The following is a 26,411-nucleotide window of genomic DNA, read 5'->3' as shown; positions in this document are numbered from 1 at the left end:
TGATTAAATAGCACTAATCTAGGTTAACTCACGAAAGACCTATTACCAATCACCTCACCTAGAAGGGAAACCTAAAGGGGAAAACAGCATGGTGATAAAGTCATAAGTTGGTCAACTACTAAGATCACGACTGAATGGCAAGGTAAAACTCATAAATAAGGATGAAGGCTACACTGCTTGAATGATAGACCAAGGGTGGTCAGCGATACGAGTAATGAAAGGTAGTTGATACATTACTAGGGAACAAGGTTATAAAGAGGATAGTTTAGGTCGTACATATAAACTATCAGTGAGTCTCTCCCTCCCAGCCACAGTAAGTGGAAAAAAAGGTCAAACGTCACATCCGACATTATGAAAGCTATTCTTTATCTATCTAAATGGGGATTGCCTAAGTTGGGATGCCACCGGCATACTTGCGAATTTGGCTATGAAGAATGAGACCAAGTTACTAACAAGGTGTGTGACTTCTGAATACCCAATAAGGCAACGGAGCCTTCATAGTAGTCCGAGCTAGGGAAAGCCTAGTACATGGCGAAGGAAGGCAACTTATCCGGTCTAAAACAAAATTGGACGGTGTGTGAGACACAATGAGAAATCCAAATGCAGTATTAGACAATCTGAATAAAAAAACAACTAACCCAGCTTATAAATTTGAACGTCTGTATCGAAATCTATATAACCAGGAGTTCTACTTTGCAGCATATCAAAAAATATATGCAAAAGAAGGGAACATGACTAGAGGAACAGATGGGCATACCATTGATGGTATGAGTTTGGAACGTATCGATAAAATTATTGAAAGAATTAAAAACCAAAGTTACCAACCAGCTCCATCTCGCAGAGTATATATCAATAAGGGGAAAGAGGCCTTTAGGGATACCCTCTATAGATGATAAATTAGTTCAAGAAATCGTAAGAAACATCCTAGAAGCTGTTTTCGAACCGACCTTTTCTAACAATTCTCATGGATTTAGACGTAATCGCAGTTGTCATACAGCACTAACACAAGCAACTAAAATCTTCAAAGGAGTTAAGTGGTGGGTAGAAGGTGATATCAAAGGCTTCTTCGACAATATTGACCATCACATTTTGATTAAACTGCTAAAAAGAAAAATTAAAGATGAAAAATTCATTAATTTAATCTGGAAATTTCTTAGAGCGGGTTATTTAGAGGATTGGAAATTCAATAATACTTATAGTGGCACTCTACAGGGAGGAATAATCAGCCCAATTCTATCAAATATTTATCTAAATGAACTTGATAAGTATATCGAAGAGTATAAAACACTATTTGATAAAGGCACACGCCGACAAAACAACATAGTATATACCCAAAAATATAAGCGACTTTGGTATTTAAGAAAGAAATTCGCAGATAGAAAAGTACTGGCTTCACACAATGAATTAACTGAGATTACAAGTGAAGTGAAAAGGCTTCAAAAAGATATACGTACAATGAGTTCAGTAGAATTAATGGATTCTAGCTTTAAGAGAATTCAATATGTACGATATGCCGACGATTTCCTAATAGGGATAATTGGTTCAAAACAGGACGCAGAAGAAGTAAAGAAAGACCTTACGGCTTTTCTAAAGAATAAACTAAATCTTGAACTATCATCAGAGAAAACACTCATTACACATGGCAAAATGAAAACGAGATTCCTTGGATACGATGTAACTATAAGTAACCTTCAGGCTGTATACAAAGGCTCAAACAGTAGAATAGCCAAAAGGTATGCATCAAACAAGTGCGAAATTTACATGCCTAAGGAAAAATGGATTGGAAAACTTAAGGAGCTCAAAGTTCTTAAAATCGAAAAAGATAGTAGTTGGAAGTCTATTCATAGGGCCGAATTAATAAACTCCGACAATTTAGAAATTCTAAGTATATACAATAGTGAAATTAGAGGTTTATATAATTATTATAAACTAGCAAAAAATGTACACAGCCTACAGAAGTTTCGCTACATTATGAAATTCAGCATGGTAAAAACTTTTGCAAACAAATACAAACTATCAGTCAGCAAAATAATGAAAAAGTTTAATCATGAAGGCAATTTTAGAATTTCTTACACGACTAAAACTGGTCAGAGGCATAGATATTTCTATAATGAACCTTTGAAAAGGGTTTATGAAAATCCAACTACTAATAAAGAAATAGATATCGTTCCAAATACTATGATATATGCAGGACGCAATAGTCTAATCAGACGCCTTCAGGCTAGTAAATGTGAGTGGTGTCAAACTGAAAACACCGCTATCGAAATGCATCATGTTAAAAAACTCAAAGAACTAAAAGGAAAACAACTTTGGGAAAGAATCATGATAGCTCGCAACCGCAAAACACTAGCATTGTGTAAAAAGTGTCATGTTGACCTGCACGCTGGAAGGTTAGATTGAAATTCAGAGGATAAGTGGAGAGCCGTATACATGGAAACATGTACGTACGGTTCGGAGGGGAGCGTTTGAAAACCTATCACAGTAATGTAAAAAGGCGTTGGGCGCTTACCCTACGACGATGTAGAACGTGTTCACCGTATGCATAAACTATTAAAGGTACAGGTCGAAAAATTATATGGTTTTGTTCAAAGTGGAGCTGCTTCACGTGACCAAAAAAATGAATATAAAATTATAAAAGGGATTGACGAATGGTTTGGTGCGACACGTTTCTCTATAAATAGTTAATAACTATGAAATGAGAAGACTATCTAGATTAACACAGATAGTAATAACTGATTTAACGAGTGAGTGGAATGAAAGCCTTCATGTTGAGCTGAAACACTCCCAATAATACTCCTACATGCAGAGAAAGTTGATAGACTGCACTGTATGAAGCTAGGTGAAGACGCATGAAGAAAGCCTAAGTACATGACAACATGTATATGGCAATTGATAATGCGGTTGGCTATAAACTAATCATGGTGAGAATGACCAACTGGTCTGACGAAGATACGAATGTACGGGTCTAAAATTCGAATACAGTGAAAACTGTATCCCTTGTATGGAGTAAGTCAACGAAAAGTAAGAATCGAACCTATGAAATTCGTACTATGTAACAATGAACATAGAGAACTTACAGGCCTATAGTATCCACCTAAAATTAGATGTACAGCTAGTTAAATCGGAACGTGGGAAGCGAGAGACAACCATTTAAACCACTATCTTGGGGTTGGTTCATATAAGGTATAAAGCCGAAATTGATTTACTCTCGTGAAAGCAGGGGTACAGTACCGATGAAATTATGGAAACATAGTGGAGGGATAACCCCGAGTCATTAAAGAAATTAAGCAATAGTAACCAAATGAAGTTCATAAGGTCGAGTATGATGATGGGACTTTCCAAAAGGAAGGAGCAATATATCCATCGATGAACGCTACACTGAGAAACAATGAGTACTACGGTATGCAATCCACCTTTGACACGCTATATGAGCGCAGTAAATATAACTGCACAAAAGGAATAGGATTATATGAAATTATAACATCAAAAGAAAATATACTACTCGCATACCGCAATATCAAAGCCAATACAGGCTCAAAGACAAAAGGTACAGATGGAATAACCATAGATAATTACAAAATGAAAAATGTAGAAAACTTCATAAAGGACATTAGAACAGCTTTAAATGATTATAAACCTCAAAAAGTAAGAAGGGTAGCGATACCTAAAGAAAACGGTAAAACAAGACCTTTAGGTATTCCTACAATGAGAGACAGACTAATCCAACAAATGTTTAAACAAGTTCTCGAACCAATATGTGAAGCAAAATTCTACAATCATTCCTATGGATTTAGACCTAATCGAGCGACAAAACATGCAATAGCTAGATGTCAATCTCTTATAAATAAAGGGAATAAACATCATATAGTAGATGTAGATATAAAAGGATTCTTTGACAATGTAAACCACACCAAGCTAATAAAACAGCTATACAACATTGGAATAAAAGATAACAGGGTGCTAAGCATTATTTCAAAAATGCTTAAATCACCAATAGAAGGCGTAGGTATACCTTCAAAAGGAACACCGCAAGGTGGTATTTTATCACCACTACTATCGAACGTTGTACTGAATGATCTAGACTGGTGGATCTCGAACCAATGGGAAAACATGGATACGAAACACAAGTATACAAGCCTTCACAAATATAGAGCACTGAAGGCTACAAAGTTAAAAGAAATGTTTATCGTACGATATGCAGATGACTTTAAAATCTTTACAGATTCTCACGAATCTGCAAAGAAGATATTCCATGCGGTCAAAGAATACCTTGAAAATCACCTACAGCTTAATATATCAAGAGAAAAGTCAAAGATAACAAATATTACAAAGGGTAAATCAGAATTTCTAGGATTCAACTTAAAAGCAGTTAAAAAGAAGAATAAATTTGTTGCTAATACTCACGTTTCAAGTAAACAAATAAAAACTATTTTAGATAAAACCAAAAAGTTAATCAAAGAAATTCAACATAAACCAACTGTAATATCTGTCAACAAATATAATCAATATATATTAGGAATCAAAAACTACTACCGAACAGCTACGCATGTAAATTATAATTTTCGCCTAATAGCCTATCGTCTATCACGAACCTTATATAATCGACTTAAAAACCATGTATTTGAAAAACCAATAAACCCTTCGGTTTTATATAAACGACTTCATAAAAACAACTATAAAACATACAAAATAATGGGAGTCTATTTATATCCAATAGCAGATATTCGAACTGAAAATGCAATGAATTTCAGTCAAAACATCTGTAATTACACCACGGAGGGAAGAAAAAATCACAAGAGAATTAAACAAAATGTAGAACACGAAATCAATAAAATGATGTTCACACAAAGAAATGACAACTTGGAGTACGAGGATAATCGAATCTCTAGATACTCTATGCAGTTAGGGAAATGCTCAATTTTGGGAACATTCCTAGAAGCTGAAGAAGTACATTGTCATCATGTAACCCCCAGAAAATTAGGAGGAAAAGATGATTTTAAAAACCTTGTGATTGTTCATAAATTAGTTCATACACTTATACATGCTACAAAGAAAGAGACGATTGTTAAATATAAAAACTTACTTCAATTGGATGGAAAACAATTGAGAAAACTCAATATGTTTCGTCAGAAATGTAATTTGGATATTATTGATTAGTTAATTTAATGATGGAACGCCGTATGCGGTGAAAATCGCACGTACGGTGTGGAGCAGGGGAAAAGGTGGAGATTGCCTCAAAACCTTACCTATTGCTATATAATACCATTCGTGAAAAGCTGGATTTTCAAGGTGAACCAGCAGTTTATAAATCTGGAAAATACCGCGGACAACCGATGCATTATGACAGAGAAGAAGAATATGTAAAAGGTTTACGCAACATCTTAAAAGATTTAGCTTCAAACGTTTTAATACGACGTGTTTTATTTGGGAAATCTGATTTTGATTTCGATGTCCATGTGCGCCCATACGGGCATTTAGAGATTCAACTCTAGCAAAGTTGTAGGCTCAGGTCTCACAAAAGCCTATCATCAACCAACTTATCCGTGAAGGAAACTGAACGGGGAGTGTAGCATGTTGGTAAAGCCATAAGTTAATTAGTTACCAAATTACGACTGAATGGCCAGATGAAACGTATAGACAAGGATGAAAGCTAAACTGCTTAAACGATAGTCCAAAGGGGGATATCGAACCCCATGACGAAAGGTAACTAGTAACGTTATGTAGTAATGACCATTTAATTAAGTGGATATTAAATGTTTTAGAAGAACGAGTTCTACTACTTTAGACTCAAGTTTCAGAGACCCATTACTAACTATCCACTGTAGGTGGAAAAGGACGAAAGTCGCATCCGACACTATAGCAAGCTCATCTCTAAATGTACTAAATGGGGATTACCTAAGTTGGAACGCCAACACAAACTGGCTATTAAGGATGATACCAAGTGTAAAACAAGGTATGTGGCTTATGAATATCCAATAAGGTAACGGAGTTTCCGTAGTAGTCAGAGATAGGGAAAGCCTATTACAGGGCGAAGGGAAACAGTTTATCAGTTTAATACAAACTAGGAAGGAGCGTGAGGCTCTATGAGAAATCCAAATGAGGTATTAAACAGCCTACGTACCATGGCTAGTAATACAGATTACAAGTTCAAGAGACTATACAGAAACCTGTATAATCCAGAATTTTATTATACGGCATATTCTAAGATATACGCCAAAGAAGGCAACATGACCAAAGGTATGGATGGAAAGAATATCGATGGAATGAGTATTGAAAGAATTAACACTCTTATAGACAAAATTAAACACGAGACCTACAAACCTTATCCAGCTAGACGGATTTATAGGAAGAAAGCTAATGGTGGTAAAAGACCACTAGGCATCCCTTCTATGGATGATAAAATCATACAAGAAATAATAAGAAGTATCCTTGAGAGTATATATGAATCTACGTTCTCCGATGATTCACATGGGTTCAGACCTAAAAAGAGCTGTCATACTGCGTTAATTCAAATTCAAAAGACATATAGAGGAGTACGATGGTTTGTTGAGGGGGACATAAAAGGTTTCTTCGATAACATAAACCACCACTCACTTATAAATATCCTTAAAAGAAGGATTGATGATGAAAAATTTATAAGGTTAATTTGGAAGTTTCTCAGAGCAGGTTATCTTGAAGAATGGACATATAACAACACATTCTCTGGCACCCCTCAAGGAGGCATAATCAGTCCCATACTATCAAATATTTATCTGAACGAACTAGACAAATTTATGAAGATCTATAAACAACAATTTGATAAAGGAGCAAGAAGAAAGACAAATCGTGATTATGCGTACCTTTCAGATAAGAAATACCGACTACGAAAAAAACATGAGGAACAATGGGGACAAATGTCAGAGGACGAAAAAAGAGAAGCTAAACTACAGTGGAACAAACTACACAAAGAACAGCTCTCTATACATTCAAAAGAACCTATGGACGAAAACTACAAAAAAATTGTATATACCAGGTACGCAGATGATTTCCTCATAGGAATAATAGGTAGTAAAGAAGACGCTATTCAAGTCAAAGAAAATCTTACGATTTTTCTTAAAGAAACCCTTGAACTCGAGTTGTCACAGGAAAAGACTCTCATAACCCATAGTGAAAAATTAGTACAATTTCTCGGTTACGATATTACAATCTCAAGAGAAGAAGCAATAGCAAAAACAACCCATAGAAGGACAAAAAGGGTATTCTCTTTCACGCCTAAACTATACGTACCCAAAAACAAATGGATAAAGAACCTATTTCAAAAAGACGCACTAGCAATTGATAAAAATACAGGTACTTGGAAACCTAGACACAGAACCTATCTAAAAGATAATGACGACTTAGAGATTTTAAGTATCTACAACGCAGAAATTCGTGGTCTATATGAATACTACAAGTTGGCGAACAACGTAAGTGTTATAAATAAATACAAATACATAATGGAATATAGTATGTATAAAACGTTCGCTAGCAAGTACAAAAAAAGTGTTAAACAAATACTCAACAAATATAGAACTAATGGGAAATTTGGTATACGATACAAAACTAAAAACGGTGAAAAGATAAGATATCTTTATGACCAAGGATTTCGGAGACACATTAGTATAGATACCAAAACAGAAGTCGATATTCTCCCAAACACCTTAAAAATGTCTGGACGAACAAGTCTCATTGAACGATTATTAGCCGAAGAATGTGAAATGTGTGGCAAAAAGAACCTAGCTATCGAAATACACCACATAAGAAAGTTAAAAGACCTAAAAGGTAAGAAAATGTGGGAGAAAATGATGATCGCTAGAAAAAGAAAAACCATGGCACTCTGCCATCAATGTCACATAGATTTACACTCAGGTAAGTTGGATTGATAAATGGAGAGCCGTATACTTGGAGACGAGTACGTACGGTTCGGGGGGGGGGAGTACTTGGAAACCTATCATAGAAATATGATAAGGCGCTGGGTACTTACCCTACTTAGAGCAGGGTGGCATTCTACTTGTTAATACTGCGAAAGGGGAATTAGCAGACCTTTCAAACGTATTGGGAAAATTTGTATTGCTGAGTATGCAGAATGCGGTATTCCGTAGGGAACCAAACGTCTCGCCTTATCATCACATTATTGTGGATGAGTTCCCGGATTATGGTACGCCAAGTTCTCCTATAAACGTAGCGGCGTGAAATGGAGGGGCTGACTCTTACACAGCCTAACTATTTGTTCGAATTTTATGGGTGAAACTCCCATTCTAGGATAATAGCTCATTAATCCTAGCCATGATACCCCTACATGCGCTAACTTACACACGAGTTAGGGTCTGAAGTTAGGTAAGGTCGTAACCTGATGGCACAACTCACTAATGCCTATATGGTGCGGTGGTCTTTAAAAACATCCCAATGGTGACGGAAGGAATCCATGTCTTGAAGCGTCGTGAGGGAATCCCTTCTTAACGTGAGCAATCGGAAGGAATAACGGGAACAAGGAGAGGTTCGAAATTCTAATCCTTGCACATAATCGGTTTCGTAATTACCGATTATGCTGAACCAGTATGTTAGAGCTACTCAAGACTGGTGAGTACCGTCGGCTTAAAGTGGGCACCTAAAGGAATGTAAAATAAGGGATAGAACAAATGGAACTTGGGAAGCTTGCATTGCCTTAGGGAGTGTGATCCTGCTTGAAACAATGCAAGTGGCAGCGGTCTCGTAGTAGTGAGGAAGCGGAGTAATGTCCGTGGAGCGAAGGGGACCAGTCGATTCAGAATAACAATGGATATTTCAAATGTCTATATGAACCTCTTCTAGAGTGGGAATTAAACAGCACATCGTTACAATCGCTTGAATAATGGGGAGATGTAATGAGGATTAAAGGACATTTGATAGATAATGAAGCACAGCTCCAAGATAAGTTAGACCTAATATACAAAAAGGCCAAAGAAGATAACTCTTCTTTTCATGGCATGATAGAACTAATGAAAAACAAGCAGACTATTAAAACGGCAATTCACAACATTTAAAGCAATCGTGGGAGTAAAACGGTCGGAATTGACAAGAAAGACGTGAACTACTACCTACAAATGGAAACGGAACAGCTTATCAAACTCATTTGGGAACACATAGACAACTACAAACCTAAACCCGTTCGAAGGCATTACATTGACAAGGGCAATGGTAAAAAGCGTCCTCTAGGAATCCCAGCCATGATAGATAGGATAATCCAAGAAACAGCAAGAATGGTGTTAGAACCCATAGCAGAGGCGAAGTTTTTCAACCATAGTTATGGTTTTCGTCCCTATCGTTCATGTCACTATGCAATAGGCAGAATCTTGAATACCATTTCTAGGTCAAAAACGTACGTAGCCATCGAAGGTGACATCAAAAGTTTCTTTGACCATATTAACCATAATAAACTTGTTGAAATAATGTGGAATATGGGCATAAAGGATAAGAGATTCCTAACTATTATTAAGAAAATGTTAAAAGCAGGTGTACTAGAAGATAATCAACTTTTCCCTACGGAGTTGGGAACTCCACAAGGTGGAATTATATCTCCCCTGTTAGCGAACATATACTTAAATAACTTTGACTGGATGATAGCTAAAGAGTTCGAAGAACACTACGCGCGTTATACTGTTAAACACGCTTTCAGTACAGGACTTAGAAAAGTAGTTAGAAAACATAAGAAATGTTTTCTTGTTAGATACGCAGACGACTGGATAATTCTATGCGAGGATAAAGCACAGGCAAGAACACTCTTGACTAAAATCGATAAGTATTACAAACATATACTCAAATTAGAATTATCAAAGGAGAAAACATTTATTACCGATATGAGAGAGAAGCCAGCCCAATTCCTAGGATTCGACATCAGAGCTGAAAAGATGAGACTGAAAAACCGTATTGCAGGAAAAGCTATACCGAACAAAAAGAAATTAAACTCTAAAATGAGAGAAATTCTTCGAGATACATACAATGTTCGGAAAACAACCAACTCTCACGATGTTGCCGCCCAAATAGAACTTATTAACGCCAAAATTTTTGGTATTAGTAATTATTTCCGTATAGGAAATTCTGCTAGAATTTTCGTTAGATGCGATGACAAAATACGCTATACATTCTACAAGTCTATTAAGAACAAACATGGTGGAGGAGTATTCGAAAAAATACTTACTCCAGCTGAAAATCTTAATAATCGTAAAGATAGGCATAAAGGGCATAAAACCAAAGTTCCCTTCGTTGAAGTCGATGGAGTTAAGATAGGATTAACCAAAATGAGTTTTACACCTAGTACTAAAGCACTCCTATACAATTATGATACGACCCCCTATACACAGATAGGAAGGATAATTTATTCGAGAAGACATGGCAAGGTCGATAAGAAAATGAGACCAACCATTTATTCGAACGACCAAATCAACCAAATGGTCTTGTATCAGATGCTTAGACAAACTAAGAATAAACGACTCTATAACTTTGAATATATACTTAATCGCGATTATGCATATAATCGCGACAAAGGAAAGTGCCGAATATGTAAGACAGGGTTGATTCCAACTAACATACATTGCCATCACGTTAATAATCGACTACCTTTAGAGAAAATCAACAAACTCAGCAATCTTGCCACCATGTGCATAAGATGCCATAAGCTTATACATCAAAAGGACTTAGAAGGCAGTATCTTATACAAACTACCGAAACTAAAGAAATACCGTGAGCTGCTACACATTTGAAATATATCTCATTGTTCACCTTATCTTAATCGCGAGGCAAAGAATAAGGATGATACTAACTAAATTTGTTAGGGATTATCAATCTGAACCGATGGAACGCCGTGTGCGGTGAAAGTCGCACGCACGGTGTGGGGCGGGGGAAAAGTAGAGATAACTTCAAAGCTTTACCTATCGCGACCCGTAAGGGTTAGTAGCTACCCCAGCCCTCTCGGGCTAGGATGCTACACATTTGTGCGCCCGTTCAAAGAGTTCCCTGCACAATCTCGTAAATATAAAGTCATTCTGACAATTGCAAGTCAAACACTATCTCAATTAGCTTTGGATTTCACAGAGCAGTATATGTTTACTTTACTAGGTTCGTTCCGTAACAAGATGATATTTGGTGATGTAACACCATATGATGCGAAAATTTTCTCTGACATGTTTGGTGAAACAGAGGAATTTAAAGAATCCGAATCTGAACAAGGGATTTCTCCTATGCAAGAGAATCCCGTTAGTCGCTTAGGTTCGACATATCAAAAATTAAAAGAAGTCGTTATGTCACCAGGAGATATCATGGCACAAGGTGCCTTCATTTGTGCTGCGCGTATTGTACAAGACAATCATGTGCAACCTGTACAACAAATTACTAGTAACTTTGTACCCAAAGAGGAATTTGCTCAAGCAATCATTCAAGTAGAGATCAAGTCTGGACAATATTGGGAAACTGAACGTCTTCGACTCATTGAAGAATCTATCGCAAAATCAAATCCTATGAAACATGTAGATGCAAATAATATAAAACAGATAGAATCATTTCCACCTATGCATGGTGATAAAATAGAACAAAATAATTCCATAGAAACAAACACCGTAGAAAATGTAACTTTTCCTGATTATTTTAAGGATGTCAGTCAACAGGGAAATGTTATTGAAGAAACTGAAAATAAGTTGTATGAAGAAATTAAGGCATTCGTTATTGAATCACAACAAATCTCACCATCTCTTTTGCAAAGAAAATTCAGAATCAGCCATATAAAGGCTGTACAATTTATTGAGAAGTTAGAACACAATCATGTTGTGAGCACTTACACTGGGAATAGCCCTCGTAAAGTTTTAATTTCAAAAAATAATAGTACGTCGATATTATCAAAGGATTCTCAAATCAATACTACTCTTTCATCTAATACAGATTTAGATAATACGACTTCACGAGAAAATAGCATTCCAAACGAAGAGACAGAAGCAAAGCAAGAGGAAACAGGCTTCTTTAAAGACATCCTATATGATGATGTAGTAGCCTTTTTTAAGGAATCAGGGAATGCTTCTATACATGCACTACAGAACGCATTTAAAATCGATTATACACGTGCTTCAAGATTACAAGATGCCCTACAACGGAATGGCGAGCTGCCGAATATAACAAAAGAGACACATATGGAAATTGTAAGTCCTAAAAAAAATATGGAGCTAGCAGAACGGAAGAAAGAGGTATCTAATATTATGTTGGAAGCAAAAAGGGATATAGATTACCCAATTCATTTAGGAATTCCTGTTGAGACTGATTCATTGCAAAAAAAGCTTCTAACAGAGGGACTTATAACTACAGTATTAGAGGAAGCAAAAACAGATATGAAAACTAATTTGAAACCAGCTACAAAAACAGTTAATCCTACTAAAGAAAATAAACTTGATGAAGAAGTTGCAAAAGTTTACGAATCCATTAGCATTACTGTTCATCAAAACTTAGAAAAGAATTTGGTAGAGAACACTAGAAATAATGAAGAGCAGCATGAAGATAAACATATGAACTATAAAGAACGCCAAAAAGGCTTAAAAGCCAAACAAAAGAATACGTATAACAATACGAAGTCACTACTTAATAAAAACCAGCAACAAAAGAAAAATACATCTAATGTAATGAGTAAGGAATTGGATAATTTTTTTGATTAATACCTATAGAAACCTAAAATAACTTTTTATTCAAGATTATATTTTTAGGGAAAATCTAGCTTAAATTAGGAGGAAAGGTTAGATATAGTATTTTAACTTTTCCCTTTTCAAAAAATAATACTTGCACAAATTACATAAAAACGTTATATTTTAATTAATAATTATACAAATAAAACATGATTTACGTGAAGGACACACCTGTACCATTCCAACGGTACAGGTGTGTCCTTTTTTACGTTCTAGGAGGAAAATATAATGTTTGAAGATAAGGTAAATACTCATATTACAAAAGAACTAGGGATGGCATTTGAACCGGATAACACGCTAGAGGACATCTTTATAGAATCAACTTTCAATCAATTTGAAAGAATACGTGAACATGAATTAGAAGAATTAGCTCGTATGAAACGTGAACGTACTGTAGGGAAAGGCTTAATTACCATAGTATCTGAAAAATTATTCCCAACTAAAAACGGGACATCTGAGCGGATACAAGTGCTCACAATGCAAATTGGTACTCATACGACAGCATATTGTCCACTTACAGAGGCAGGTATAAATATTCCTAAAAATCCTCAATGGCTGATAGGTAAAACAAAACCCGTTATTATTGAGCATTTCCAAAGAACTGAGGAAGGGAACTTTGCTGTTGTATCTATCACTGCAGGAGAACTTGCACTGCAAAGAAAATTATATGAAGAAATAGTAGAGCAAGAGGGGAATAAAGTATACACAGGAACAGTTTCTGGACATATTCCATCTGCACAAACTATTCTGGTTGAAGTTCATGGTGTAACAGTAGGAGTAAGATACTCGCAATGGTCTCATTCATTCGTTCGGCGGATATTATTATTGGCGATGTTGTAGAGCTTATCATCGATAAAGTAGTGGAAAAGGATGGGCGCTATGAGTTTAGAGGAAATAAAAAGAAACTTGAAACGGATCCAATGGAAAAACTATTAGAATTAAACAAACGACGTGACCGCTTTGTAGGTAAAATTGTAGGTGTAGATGCTATTGCTGGGATTTTCGTAGAAGTTGCACCAGGTATTCAGTTTAAAGGGCTAAAGGGTCGTAATCTGGCAAATCCAACTGTGGATGACGCAGTAAACCAAACAATTGTTACATGTGAGCTGCTTAATATTGATGCTAAAAATAGAAGAGGAACTGTACGTATCCTAAATTATCCGCAAGGCCAAAGTAAAAAATCTAATTCGTCAATTTACCAATTTTAATGGATGATTATGCGTACAATAGAGAAACAAATGTCTACTTATATTCCTTCTATTCCTCATTTATCAAGTGAGGATATACAAGGACTTCAAATATATCGGATACATGATTTGGATAAAACCTATATATTCCACTCTTATGACGAATTAGTTAAGTTTAAGCAGCTTTTAACAGAGGAACAATATGCTATACTCAATTTTATTGGTGTTCATACATCCGTTCGGTTTAATCATTTATTATATCTATTCAAGAATAAATTTTCGCGGAAGAAAATTAACAATGCACTTCAAGGATTACTTTACTATCAATTTATCGAAAAATGGCAAGTAGAAATTTTTGATATGGAAATCTTTGAAGAAACATATACCTTATCCAATAATGGATTTAAACTACTAAAATACTGGCAAGGAAATATGTTCTTCTTTGCCCCAGAGCGTCTTGACAATCATGGTAAATATGTTCACCTGCGTTATTGGCATGACATAGACCTACTTTGTCATTTACGCTACGCTCCTTCATTTTTAGGTCATATTATGCATCCATCTATTAGTAAAGGGGTTTTTACCCCTTCTTTAAGTTTTATAATAAATGGAGGAAAAGAACGTAAATTTAACTTTGTTGTATACTCCACCTTATTATCTGATCAAAAGGATCGATTAAAACGAATAATTGCTAGATGGAAGACTTTTGTAGAGTCAGGAAAAGATGTTATTATGCAGGACTTAGGGAATAACCCTACAATCTTAGTTATTTATGTTTCTACTAAAAAACAAGCAAAGCAAATTAATAATGAACTATTACTTGATTTAATTCCTGGTAAAGTATTGTTATGCATAGGGGAATCTTTACATTTTCAAGGATTACAACACGCTTTTTATCAACCTCTTGCAGAAGGGGAGATCAAACAATTAGATACAAAGCTATTTATAGAAAACTAAGCCACCATACAAGCTTTCGCTTTAAGGGTGGCTTGTTTATTTTATAATTAGCTTGGAGTATTCAAAAAAACTTAACAAAATTAATAATCCTGTATCTACCTCTATACAAAGCACAGATTTTGCGAAATAATATTCTTTGACACCTGTTAATAAAATAACATTATATACAAATATAATTATTTTATTGGAGGAATATACAAGAAAGGAGTACTATATTGCTACGTATACAAAGAGGGTACATGTACGATCCTGATGATAATGAGGTAATAGTAAATGAAATTTTCTATGATGGTACATCAGAAAAAAAGTTAGGCAGTAACATGGGTGTATTTGATGCAGTTAAAGTACCTGTTGCTATTTTTCAAAAGGTCCAGGAAAACGAAAGTATGACCTATATGGAAAGTGTTGAAGTAGAAGAAAAAAATATAAAGGAAATACTTTGTTATTTAGTTCAAAATCAAAAGCCAGAAAAGCTATATTTTGAAATACAGTACATGAAGTAACTCCAGGGACTGAATATAAGAGGGGATTTATAGCAGGGGATTCAGGGGCATTATTATACAATACATGTGGGATCTGCATATAAACTTCCTTCTTATCCCTGTTCTATTGAAAATAATTGAATATAATATAAAAATAGTTTAATATAAATCTATATTTATTGTTTAATTGATTCCGTTTATTCCCACACCCTATGTGTTGTGGTTGAGTTTTAGAAACAAGTTGTATTCTTGTTTCAATTATGAAAGGGCTTCTTTGAGCCGATTAGTGTATATATAGCTTATTTTGCTATGCACATTTTAATCGACTTGAAGAAGTCCTTTTTGTGTTGTCTTCGAGTTAGGAATCACTTATACATAAACTTTTAGGACTAAAAGTATGCTAAATGAGAAAACACATATTTTGTGCTTTTTGTTTAATTTAGAGGGGAGAGTATATGAATTTTTACAGAGCATACATAGCATAAAAAAATATGGATAAACGCACATATTTCGTGCTTTTTATTTAGAAAAGAGGATATTTATGATGAAATATGAACATGCAATTACTTTAGATAAGCCAACATTATCAATAGGGGAAATCATTTAAAACTTTCAAAAGAAAAAAATTAATTACCGCGTTAAAAGTTATGAACTTACTATCTATAAAATCAAACCTTTATATTGTTAGAAATTCCAAAATTTTACGATGAAGTAAGATAATAAGTATCCATTCATAATGGCATTCGAAAGAGAAGAAAAAGGGAATCTAAATATGGAAAGTACTTGTTGCAATGCTAAAAGCACGAGGAATCAGAATATGAAACTTGAGAGGAGTTATATAATATGATTACAGTTAATCGAGGATACATGTATGATCCGGAAGATGATGAATTTTTAATTACCGAGATTTATTATGAAGCTGCTACAGATACTAAACTAGGAAGTAAAATGAATAACTTATCTTACTCAGCCATTCCTAATGAGATTAAAGAAAAAATAGAAGCAACTGCTTCATTATCCTATGTGGAAAGCATTGAGATGTTTCAGCCATTAGCTGTCCTATATCAAAATGAAATTAACATTTATGGAAAACCAGAAAAATTATACTTTGAGTATACAAACATTTAAAAAGAAAAAAGACATTGAACGGTTTGTTTCAATGTCTTTTTTCTTTTTAAACTATAGAGGAACAAATGGTTAAGGCTTTGTTTGGCATCCTATAGTGTTTTAGGTGTGTTATACTTATATTTGTAAATTATAATATTCGGTAGAATGTCAGGTTTGTTTGCTACTATTCGATATATATAACTGGAGGAAAAATTATGGTTTTTTTTAACGAATTTCCGGAAAGAATTCTCCTTCCTCAAGCGTGTGAAGGGCGTAGCCCAACGGTAGGTGGGAGATGAATTTCGGTTTGGCGTAGCCAAAAGGTTTTCCTTTTTATTTTACCTCTGATATAATCAGTCTTATAAATTATAAGGGCTGGTATATAAATGAAATTAGATAGTAATAATCATTCAGTATTCTTGTTATATTATCACCTTGTGTTGGTCGTGAAATACAGAAGAAATGTGTTTGATGATGATATGTCAGACTATGCAAAAGATATGTTTGTTCGACTATCTGAAAACTATAACATCACGTTAGTTGAATGGAATCATGATGTAGACCACGTTCATATTTTGTTCAAGGCACACCCTAATACAGAAATGACAAAATTCATCAATGCTTATAAAAGTGCAAGTTCTCGACTTATTAAAAGAGACTTTCCACAAGTGAAAAAGAAACTTTGGAAAGAGATGTTTTGGTCAAGAAGTTTTTGCTTGCTAACTACTGGTGGTTCGCCAATAGACGTAGTAAAAACATATATTGAAAATCAAAGTGAAAAGTGAGGTGAAATGATATGACAAAGCAGAATAAAGCATATAAATTCCGTTTGTATCCAACAGAAGACCAAGCACATCTTATGCGTAAAACTTTCGGTTGTGTACGTTTCGTGTATAACAGAATGTTAGCTGAACGGAAAGAAGCGTATGAAAAACATAAAGATGATAAGAATCAACTAAAGAAACAAAAGCTTCCCACTCCTGCGAAATACAAAGCAGAATTTGAGTGGTTAAAAGAAGTTGATTCATTAGCTTTGGCAAATGCTCAACTAAACTTGCAAACTGCCTATAAAAATTTCTTTCGTGGTCAAAATGACTTCCCAACATTCAAAAGCAAAAAAGACAGAAAGTCTTATACAACGAATGTAGTGAACGGAAATATTATGTTGCTTAACGGTCATATCAAATTGCCAAAACTGAAAATGGTACGTATCAAACAGCATAGAGAAATACCACAAGGCCATATAATCAAGTCATGTACGATTTCTATGACACCTACTGGTAAATACTATGTGTCCATTTTGACTGAATACGAAAAAGAGATCGTACAAAAAGAAGTAGAAACAGTTGTTGGATTAGACTTTGCGATGGATCAATTATACGTCAGTTCTGAGGATGAGAGAGCCAATTATCCTAAGTTCTATCGTGAAATGTTAGACCGATTAGCAAATGCTCAACGAGTATTATCAAGACGTACAAAAGGTTCAGGGCGTTGGAATAAACAACGTATCCGTGTAGCTAAGCTGCATGAAAAAGTAGCAAACCAACGTAAGAACTTCCTTCATCATAAGTCTAAAGAGTTAGCTACTCATTTTGATGTTGTAGCTATTGAAGATCTAAATATGAAGGGAATATCGCAAGCACTTCATTTTGGAAAAAGCGTCGCTGATAATGCTTGGGGTATGTTCACTTCTTTCTTAGCTTATAAACTAAATGAACAAGGCAAACAGCTTGTGAAAATAGACAAATGGTTTCCTTCCACAAAAACATGTAGCAGTTGTGGAAATGTGAAAAATATGTCATTGTCTGAGCGAGTCTATTCTTGTATATGCGGTGTAAATCTCGATAGAGATTATAACGCAGCTATCAATATCAAAAATGAAGCAATACGCCTATTGGCGTTAGCATAGATAGCAATAAAATAACCCTTGGAACAAAGGAGTTAGCTCGGCTGTCTTAGGACGAATTCGTTAGCTACCAAAAGTAACGACTAACCGAGAAGCCCCCACTTCAAACAGTCCGTTAGGACGTTAAGTGGCGGGTAGTTCACTGCTGCACAAATCTTGTCGTAAATTAGTTGAGGAGTTCTCATTGATTTTAGAACAATACGTGAAGCTGAATGGTTATGTTACAGACATTCGTTTATCCGTATTTTGAAGCACTTACTGTCCAAGATGGATTAATGGCTCAACATGCTCAAAAAGTAATGAGTTTCTATAATGAAAAATTAAACAAGCTAAATATACATGAAATTGTGATTGATTAAAAATAGAGGATATACATAAGAGAGGGTTCCTATAGTAAGGGACTCTCTTTTTCTATGTAGAAAAGAAGAGGCATGTTTTATAATGATGAATACATATAGAGAAATTAAAGAGGAAATGAAAAAAGTCTATTTATCTCGAAATTGTTGTTTTGTAGGTTACAGTGGGGAAAAGATAGTCCGTTGACACTATTATGTAATACAATTGCTGAGATTCTGCTAGAGAACCGTACAAAACCTATTGATATCTTGGCTTCCTAGGTTGGAGTAGAAACACTTCTATGATGGCTGATATCTCACTGACATTACAAAATATCTAGGCTAATACAGATAAATAAGCAGCTAATCGCTTGTTTATACACTTCTAAACCTCTCATGATAACAGTAATTAAGAGCCTTGCTTAATAAGACGAACCATGAATTTATTTCGCATCTGCTGCGTCAAGATACGTTTATTCAACCCTGCTCGTTTCACTTCAAGTGGAATCATCTTTTGTGTAGCAACCTCATACAAAGCCTTTTGATCATCTTTTTCGTACACCCAACTATATGTTCCATGATTAAAATTAAATGCCACAAATAGGGATTATCTGTATACTTTCTAGCTCTTAAAGGTTCCGAAATAGTTTTATAGTACTTGTAGATAATTTTCGTATAATCCTTTTATAATGATATATCTATTTATGCCATTCTCACCACGAACCACTAAGGTATTTCTAACAAACTGTATATGGCTCATATTAGGCGATACAAGCTCTTGTAGACAACCCATAGTTTACTACTAAATCTATTATAAAAGCGTTTTTATCCATAATAAGAGGGCGATATTTAACTTGTCTTTCTGTTAATCCTTTTGTGGAAAGTATAGTTTGTTTTAATAATTTTTTTCTGCTTCGATTATAAAATCCTTATCACTTAGTGATTGATCAGGAATTAAGGAGAGGTGAAAACCATATACTGAAGTTTAGACATGTTCAATTTATTTAAGAACCGCCATATTCTGTGTCTTGTTTTCTAGCTCATAGAAATACTCCTAATAATTTTCTTTAGATAGTTCACTCCATGATTTGATATGTAGGAGTTTCTCATTTACTCTTAGTCACTTATAAAAACCTTTAATATCGTAATTATAACGTTCAACCCTAGATTGTTTACGTCCATTTTCTGCTAAATAAGCAGAAAATGCTTCTAATGCTACTTCTAAACTAATACCCTTGATCATTATAATCACCTAAATTCTTATTATATATAATAACAAAAAATAAGTGAAAGACCTGCTACCGCCCTTTGCTACGTTCGGTTGCTGGCATATCAAAAAGGAAAACGGACAAACAACCCTTTTCCTTTTTGATATGTTGTTTTTTATTTTCAATGAAAAAAAGACAAATCTCGTCCTAATAAGGATTCGTAGATTTGTCCTTTTACATGGGAGTAATGATATGTTTAATTACCATTATTATAACGGATTTTACAAATATTTTCAATTAGGTCTGACATCTTATTAACAATCATATTAGTAATAATAAAATCTATTATAAATATATATCTTATATATTAAAAAGAAATAAAGATAAAACTTTTATAGGCTATCAAAAATGGGGAAGAGATCTACTCTCACAAGGAAAAATTTAATATTAGAACGTAAAAAATCATAAATAGTAGAAAATGTATCCCTAGATTTAATAATTATTAGAATTTCAATTCTACAAAAAAGCAGAAAGAAAATTATATATTTCTACATAAAATCGGAAAAAAATTGATACAAATCATATTATATTTATTCAACCTTTAAAATAGAGTGTTTTTTCTTTATTTTGGTAAATAGGGAAGTATCCGGGTTTTGTTTATCCACATTTTGTTCAGAGAATGTAGCTATTTGTTCACATTACACAGTATTTACACATAACTCACATTATTATTGATGATTTTTATTAGATAAATTCAATAGCACTAGTATTCCCAACAATATTAGTAAAATAGTATTCACATTTGATCATATTTGTCCTCATATCTACTATTTTTATTAATATCCTTCTGATTTTTTGTAGATATAAAATTGGATATTTTACTACACGTAAAGAATACTTAATGTGTAGTGTGGAGATTCTACTATAGGTAGAAGAGGATTTATATAGAAATGCATAAAAAAAGACTTCATTTTACATGAAGTCCTTCTAGTTATGTATTTATAAATAGATTAGTAAAAAAAGGGCGGAATAAACCAAACACGAATAGCCCTCCACTTTCGATTTTTTCAAAAATAGAGAGCTTGTTGCTATTATTTTATTTCCATTGCGGTTAGCACCTGATCTGGAGCTGTTATTGTTACACCGGCACGTACTAAACGTTCGAAGGTACGCATAAATTCTAGTAAATTAAACTGCTTTGGTAGCTCAATAACACGAAGTTTTTCTTGTGGCAGCTTATCAATTGCCTCGATAAACCATTCACGTACATCACTTGGAATCGTGCGTTCTTTATGGCCACGAACTTTTAGTTTTTCACGCATTTCAATTTCTAAAGCGATATATGCATGAAGATTAACGCCCTGATCATATGCATATTTTCTAAATAACGTTTCTTCCTGGTACTTTAAATAATTAAGGTGATAAGATTCTTCCGTCACTGGTACCGCAAACTTCTGCTTCAGTAGTGCATGTACATTTCTAAACATCTTCTTAATGTTATGAAGAGAGTACATAGAATAATGTAGACCAAAATTAAAGATAGCTTGCTCACGGTCACTATTTCTCTCTTTTGGTATGTGCTGCGCAATAAGAGGGTAGAGACCTTCTTTCGCTGCTGTATCAAGAGTTTGATATTGAGATGTCTGATGCAATAATTTTTTCAATGTATATACAATTTTCGTTGGATATCCTTCTTTTCGATCAACCATATCACGAAGCCCACGAATGACACTGCGAATTTGACAATGACAAGTATGCTTTAAGACATGAATGAACTTATTCATGTCTGCAGACAGTTCACCGATATTCATTTCTTGTAGAAGTGATTCAATGAATTTCGCTTTACGAGCATAGGTAGCTCTTGGTGTAAACGGATCCCTGTATTGTTCTTCTCCAGATTCTTTCGTACATAAAAAGTCTGAATGGATAGACAGATATAATGTCGTATATCGTTTTGTATGCTTTACACCTTTTTGCATTTTGCAAATTTTGAATAGGGGACTACCCGTACATGGTAATGTAATTGTTAATTCATCGATAACCGCACGGATTTGATGCGGATATTTTTTATGTAAGAAACGATACATCCCGCCGAAGTGGGTTTTATTGCCTCCTTCGTCATACTTATCTAATGAACGCTTTAACGTTATTTCTGTATGTTGTTGCATTGCGATATCTAAGAATAGCTTCTTAGCCGCTACAGATAGCTTAAAGAAAGCCTTTGTAAATACAACAGGACTAATATATACATACGGATTAGCTTTTTCTGCTTCCTCATTCAGAAAATGAGTGAGTTTAATTGTGTAACAGCCATCAATTTCATTTTCAATGGAGATAATGTTATGTAAGCTTAACTTTTTCAAAGCGATATAGAATTGAGAGTGTTGGATATAAGCAAATTCTTCTTTATATTGTTTGTAATCTTCCCACATCATATGTATGGTTACATTGGGAATGACACCATTAGTAAAGCATTTCTTATGTATATATAAGAACACTTCGAGATCAGCATTCGTAATGCCGTATAATTTATGCTTTCTTCCCGTTTTTTCTGCAAGTGCAGACATTGCGCGACGTGAAAAAGATGGTTTGGCTCTTTCGACAAATCCATCCACATCAGCAATACGATCTTCGTATGTCATGTGCTGTAGAATATCTTCTAAATAAGTATCTTTATAACTGTAGTACTTCTCCTCAAATGCTTCCACAAGCTTTTGCCAAGATTTGAGTGTTACTAAAACTGCGTTTGTTGTTTGCCCATTTAAGCTCCGTTGATTACGTATCACAAATGATTTCCCCATCTTTTTCACCTCCGTTCTACAAATTCAGAAATATATGTCAAAATACTATAAAATATACCAATTATGATTATAGCAAATCGAATTTTGTAAAAATGTGCCCTTTAAGAGAGAATTTCAAAAAAGGCAACACCTTATGGGCCTTAGAGCGACAAGGGATAGAGAAAATTGTTATTTTTATTTTTGGTACGCGACTTGGGAAGGAATGTTGCTCTTTTCTTGTATGATGCTATTTAATGAGAAAAGGAGAAATCCTTTAATATCAATACTTTATTGATAATTCAATTGATTTTTGGTACGCAACTTGGGAAAGGTGTTGCTCCTTTTTCAGGAAAATGGGTACGCGACTTGGGAAAGGATTTTTGTGTAATATATAAATTGCTTGTGATTTAACATCTTAGATCACCTGATATAACAGCATTTATGGCTGATTTCACTAATAAGATAGGTACGCGACTTGGGAAAAATGTTGCTTCTTTAGAGAAATAAGTACGCAACACGGGAAAAATGTTGCTTATTCTAGTGAAATAGTACGTGAGTTGAGAATGGTGTTGCTTCTTTAGAACTAAGGGTACGCAAGATGAGAAAGGTGTTGCATGTTTTACTTCCATTTAGTGAAAAGGGTTTTACAAACTAATAAAAACTAAGTGTATTGTTGCTATTACAAATACGAAAGTTAATTCTTGAATATTAGTTTCCATTTATTTAATATTGTTTTATTTTGGAGTCTACCAATGTTTATCCTTATGAACTTAATATTTTATAAAGACATTATCAAATATGTTCAAAATAAAGATTGGGTTAGCATCATTTCAGATATTTCAATGTCCTTATTGATAGTAATACTAGGAACGGTACTATATACAATTTTATATTTAGTAATTTCAAAACCCAAAAATACAATAATTATAAAGTTAAAACCAAACACATTTTGAACACTATAATCTCCAGGATCGTCAAAACGAAGAAGTAAACAAAAAGAGACTATTGGAATTATAAATAAGCAAAAGAAGCCTAAAAACCAGGTTCTTTTGCTTATTTTCCAATGTAAACTTTTCATTATTAGTTTATATTCAAATCCCCTTAATTATTAACTTCTCTCCGAACCCCCTGATATCCTCAATTCATATAATAAAAGTATACATTGGAAACACTGTAAATAAAGAGTTCACAGTCCCTTATACGTTTAATCATTCTCTCTCACTTTCATCTAAAATCTGCTCAAAACGAAATTTTAAATAAACTAATTTAGTCCATCTATTTCTAGCAAAAGTTAAAATGTTAAAAATATAAGGAAACAAAATTGAAATTAAAATTATTAATAGTACAAATCCCCACATTTCTCTTGAAAGAGAAGCCGAGGCTATAAAAGCACTAAATAAAATCGTCACATACATAATAATTAATGGTTGTATTCTATGTATGCTATCTTTTTACGACATTAAAATATATTAGAATTAACATGGTATAAATGATTAGTAGCAATTGATATAATTGTATTAGAAGCAATTAGGAGGATTATTAGTGGAGAAGTTAAAAGTACTATTTCAAAACACCTTATATATAGCTTACCCTCTTTTAACTGGAGTTGAGGGAAGTGAAAAGGTTTTAAATACATGGCAACAATTCTATCAAGATGTAGAAAGAGATCTACAGGAAATTTACAACTCAAATTATTCATCACAGACTTTCGAAAGGCTAGTAAAATGGGTCTCTAAAAAGGAAGCTTTAGGATTATCAGCGATAGACATTCTTCCAAAACTAGAAAATCATAGAGAAGAAATTTTTGAATGTCTAAGAGATGACTTATATATGGAGTTTGGAATTAAACTGCCTATTATCGTAAAAGAATTACCTTTACATTCAGAGGCTAAGAGTGATTATATAGAACGAAGTAATGCAGGGTTTATGTACCATTTATCAGACACTATTGCTAAGAATAAGTTTACAGATGACCAAGATAAGAATGTACGGATTGCTCAATTACAGGATAAACAAAATAGTCTAGTGGTAGTATCGTCACACGATGATGGTGATATGAAATTACAAAGGGAAGAATTAAAAAGATGGAATACACTGATTGATTCTACTTTTTTAACAAGAGTAATGGATGATTTGACGGCGGACTGCCTCGATATTGTAACTGAACTTTGGGTAAAGAGTGCGGAAAATGATAAGACTATTGTGCCTGTACATTACGAACAAGTATTAAATATGTGTAATATGAAACAAATCAAAAATGGTAAGGCTTATTATCGAAAAGAAGACAGATTAAAGATTATGGAGCGATTAGCTGCTCTTGCTAGTATTTTTATTTATGTCAATGAAGATAATGAGATCGTGATATTAAATGAAGAAGATCCAAATGAAAGCCTAGCTTATAAAAAGCAAAGAATTCGAAGATTATTTGTAATGGATGAAATTATCATTGCAAAAGATATTGATACGGATAAAACATTAGGAATAGAGAGTATGCACGTTACACCAGGAAGCTTTTTATCAAAATATCTCTATGGCTCTGAAAAGCTAACAGGTTTATTATCAAAAAAAGCCCTAGAGTATAACAGCAAGCAACAGAGATATCACAAAAGATTAACCAGATATCTAAGTTGGCGTTGGCGCATTCAACAATCCTATCAACATTTAACACATTCTTATAGTATTGGTGGTCCTAAAGGGTTATTACAAGTAATGGAGATAAGCATGAATAGAAAACCAAGTCTAATAAGACAAGTTTTTGAAAAGACTTTAGATGACCTTATGAGCGACCAAGTAATTCAAGAGTGGAAATACTCTCCCGAGATTGATGAAGAAAAATGTAAGGGAAAAAACTGGTTTGAAAACTACTGGTTAAAATTAAAAGTAAGCATTTCTCCTACAAATGAACTTGTTAAATTACAACAAGAGTTGATTACTAAGAAAAGTAAGCAGCACGCACCATTGGTCATTGAGATGGAAGAAAAGCCACCGGTAATTGAAGAGAAGCCAATAAGTATAGTAAATCAAGAAACCCCTAATAGTATTGAGTTTTATATTGAAAAGATGAACACGTATAAAGAGAAGAATAATAAAAGTATTCGTGATTTAGCGAAAGAAATAGATATTTCGTATTCAACACTTTCAAGGATGTTATCCGGTAAAAGAAAACGATTAAATGATGATACGAAAAATAAGCTAGATAAGTGGATAGAAAGACAGGTAGTAGTTAATCTGCTGTAAACGACGGTTTAAAAATAAATATATATAAACAAAAGGACTTAATCAAAGTAATAATCGATATTATCCTCTTTAGGTAGACAATGTAAAAAAGACCATGTACACACATTGATGTTACACTATTACTTGGAGAGGATTTTTTAACATGACTAAAAAAGATTCAACATTAAATGAACATTTGGAATGATTGATTTTATCAACTATTCCAATTTAATTAAAGGTAATATAGCCTAAAAAAAATAAGTATAAGATTCGCATGAATAATTTTCAAAATAAGTGTAATATGAACCATAAGTTTTCTGGAACAGCAAACTTATGGTTCTTTTTGTTTGCTGCAAAGTTATGCTCCTGGATTTGAAGAAAATTTTTAATGTCGTTTTTTTAAATAAAGTCTCGACGTTTTAAAAAATTGCAATGTTTTGTCCCTTGGGATCTGTTTATCTTAAGGGATATTCTTATAGTTCCCAAAAAATCTGGACGGAAAGACCGATTAAGGAAT

At 33.9% G+C, this 26,411-nt stretch carries 11 protein-coding genes and 9 pseudogenes; 18 read left to right on the top strand and 2 right to left on the bottom strand.

All coding sequences use genetic code 11. The features are described from left to right. The first annotated feature begins 587 nt into the window (after positions 1-587). From AXW78_RS27535 to AXW78_RS35790, 17 genes and pseudogenes are all read left to right on the top strand, one after another. Positions 588-2,400 (top strand): annotated as a pseudogene (locus tag AXW78_RS27535) (reverse transcriptase domain-containing protein). Between the two features lie 111 nt (positions 2,401-2,511). Beyond that, positions 2,512-2,664: pseudogene (locus tag AXW78_RS34040) on the top strand (conjugal transfer protein TraG); the annotation flags it as partial. Positions 2,665-3,366: 702 nt separating this feature from the next. Beyond that, positions 3,367-5,157 (top strand): group II intron reverse transcriptase/maturase, encoded by a 1,791-nt coding sequence (gene ltrA / locus AXW78_RS27530; protein ID WP_000994565.1) that lies wholly within the window; start codon positions 3,367-3,369, stop codon positions 5,155-5,157. A gap of 101 nt (positions 5,158-5,258) precedes the next feature. Continuing rightward, positions 5,259-5,492 (top strand): annotated as a pseudogene (locus AXW78_RS27525) (conjugal transfer protein TraG); the annotation flags it as partial. Between the two features lie 591 nt (positions 5,493-6,083). Continuing rightward, positions 6,084-7,901, top strand: coding sequence for a reverse transcriptase domain-containing protein (locus AXW78_RS27520; RefSeq protein ID WP_001245664.1), 1,818 nt, complete (start codon positions 6,084-6,086; stop codon positions 7,899-7,901). 103 nt (positions 7,902-8,004) lie between these two features. Then, positions 8,005-8,211, top strand: a pseudogene (locus AXW78_RS35795) (conjugal transfer protein TraG); the annotation flags it as partial. A gap of 671 nt (positions 8,212-8,882) precedes the next feature. Next, a complete protein-coding gene (locus tag AXW78_RS35000; protein ID WP_002182079.1) occupies positions 8,883-9,041 on the top strand; it encodes a hypothetical protein in 159 nt (52 codons plus the stop codon). Positions 9,042-9,101: 60 nt separating this feature from the next. Continuing rightward, positions 9,102-10,757, top strand: coding sequence for a group II intron reverse transcriptase/maturase (gene ltrA, locus AXW78_RS27515; protein WP_003303963.1), 1,656 nt, complete (start codon positions 9,102-9,104; stop codon positions 10,755-10,757). A gap of 231 nt (positions 10,758-10,988) precedes the next feature. Continuing rightward, positions 10,989-12,689: pseudogene (locus tag AXW78_RS27510) on the top strand (DNA translocase FtsK); the annotation flags it as partial. A gap of 255 nt (positions 12,690-12,944) precedes the next feature. Continuing rightward, positions 12,945-13,924: pseudogene (locus tag AXW78_RS27505) on the top strand (RNA-binding protein). Between the two features lie 9 nt (positions 13,925-13,933). Beyond that, complete coding sequence (locus tag AXW78_RS27500; RefSeq protein WP_001259114.1) at positions 13,934-14,860, top strand: hypothetical protein; 927 nt, start codon at positions 13,934-13,936, stop codon at positions 14,858-14,860. A gap of 215 nt (positions 14,861-15,075) precedes the next feature. Then, positions 15,076-15,363: a hypothetical protein gene (locus tag AXW78_RS27495; RefSeq protein WP_033703350.1), complete on the top strand. Its 288-nt coding sequence runs from the start codon at positions 15,076-15,078 to the stop codon at positions 15,361-15,363. A gap of 822 nt (positions 15,364-16,185) precedes the next feature. Further along, complete coding sequence (locus tag AXW78_RS27490; protein ID WP_000633824.1) at positions 16,186-16,470, top strand: hypothetical protein; 285 nt, start codon at positions 16,186-16,188, stop codon at positions 16,468-16,470. Between the two features lie 365 nt (positions 16,471-16,835). Next, positions 16,836-17,234, top strand: a complete 399-nt coding sequence (gene tnpA, locus AXW78_RS27485) for an IS200/IS605-like element ISBth16 family transposase (RefSeq protein WP_000762752.1) — start codon at positions 16,836-16,838, stop codon at positions 17,232-17,234. Between the two features lie 11 nt (positions 17,235-17,245). Continuing rightward, positions 17,246-18,358, top strand: coding sequence for an RNA-guided endonuclease TnpB family protein (locus AXW78_RS27480; protein ID WP_000166235.1), 1,113 nt, complete (start codon positions 17,246-17,248; stop codon positions 18,356-18,358). Positions 18,359-18,497: 139 nt separating this feature from the next. Beyond that, positions 18,498-18,714: pseudogene (locus AXW78_RS27475) on the top strand (HEPN domain-containing protein); the annotation flags it as partial. Positions 18,715-18,796: 82 nt separating this feature from the next. Beyond that, positions 18,797-18,969: pseudogene (locus AXW78_RS35790) on the top strand (phosphoadenosine phosphosulfate reductase family protein); the annotation flags it as partial. Positions 18,970-19,105: 136 nt separating this feature from the next. Here AXW78_RS35790 and AXW78_RS33275 read toward each other — a convergent pair. After that, a pseudogene (locus AXW78_RS33275) lies at positions 19,106-19,933 on the bottom strand (integrase); the annotation flags it as partial. A gap of 1,056 nt (positions 19,934-20,989) precedes the next feature. Continuing rightward, the gene (locus tag AXW78_RS27460) at positions 20,990-22,699 is read right to left on the bottom strand and encodes a hypothetical protein (RefSeq protein ID WP_000520287.1); all 1,710 of its coding nucleotides are present in this window, start codon (positions 22,697-22,699) and stop codon (positions 20,990-20,992) included. 1,521 nt (positions 22,700-24,220) lie between these two features. On the opposite strand from AXW78_RS27460, the gene AXW78_RS27450 reads away from it, so the two are divergent. Further along, a complete protein-coding gene (locus tag AXW78_RS27450) occupies positions 24,221-25,915 on the top strand; it encodes a helix-turn-helix domain-containing protein (protein WP_000413211.1) in 1,695 nt (564 codons plus the stop codon). Positions 25,916-26,411: the final 496 nt, after the last annotated feature.

The organism is Bacillus thuringiensis, from assembly GCF_001595725.1.
Lineage (GTDB): Bacteria > Bacillota > Bacilli > Bacillales > Bacillaceae_G > Bacillus_A > Bacillus_A thuringiensis_K.
Note: the sequence above shows the minus strand (reverse complement) of the source record. Positions and strands in the feature narration are given on the sequence as shown.

Excerpts from the sequence above, each read along its gene's own strand:
- AXW78_RS27480 (WP_000166235.1), top strand. The coding sequence starts at position 17,246 with ATGACAAAGCAGAATAAAGCATATAAATTCCGTTTGTATCCAACAGAA.
- ltrA (WP_003303963.1), top strand. The coding sequence starts at position 9,102 with ATGGAAACGGAACAGCTTATCAAACTCATTTGGGAACACATAGACAAC.
- AXW78_RS27490 (WP_000633824.1), top strand. The coding sequence starts at position 16,186 with ATGATTACAGTTAATCGAGGATACATGTATGATCCGGAAGATGATGAA.
- AXW78_RS27460 (WP_000520287.1), bottom strand. The coding sequence starts at position 22,699 with ATGGGGAAATCATTTGTGATACGTAATCAACGGAGCTTAAATGGGCAA.
- ltrA (WP_000994565.1), top strand. The coding sequence starts at position 3,367 with ATGAACGCTACACTGAGAAACAATGAGTACTACGGTATGCAATCCACC.
- AXW78_RS27500 (WP_001259114.1), top strand. The coding sequence starts at position 13,934 with ATGCGTACAATAGAGAAACAAATGTCTACTTATATTCCTTCTATTCCT.
- tnpA (WP_000762752.1), top strand. The coding sequence starts at position 16,836 with ATGAAATTAGATAGTAATAATCATTCAGTATTCTTGTTATATTATCAC.
- AXW78_RS27520 (WP_001245664.1), top strand. The coding sequence starts at position 6,084 with ATGAGAAATCCAAATGAGGTATTAAACAGCCTACGTACCATGGCTAGT.
- AXW78_RS35000 (WP_002182079.1), top strand. The coding sequence starts at position 8,883 with ATGAGGATTAAAGGACATTTGATAGATAATGAAGCACAGCTCCAAGAT.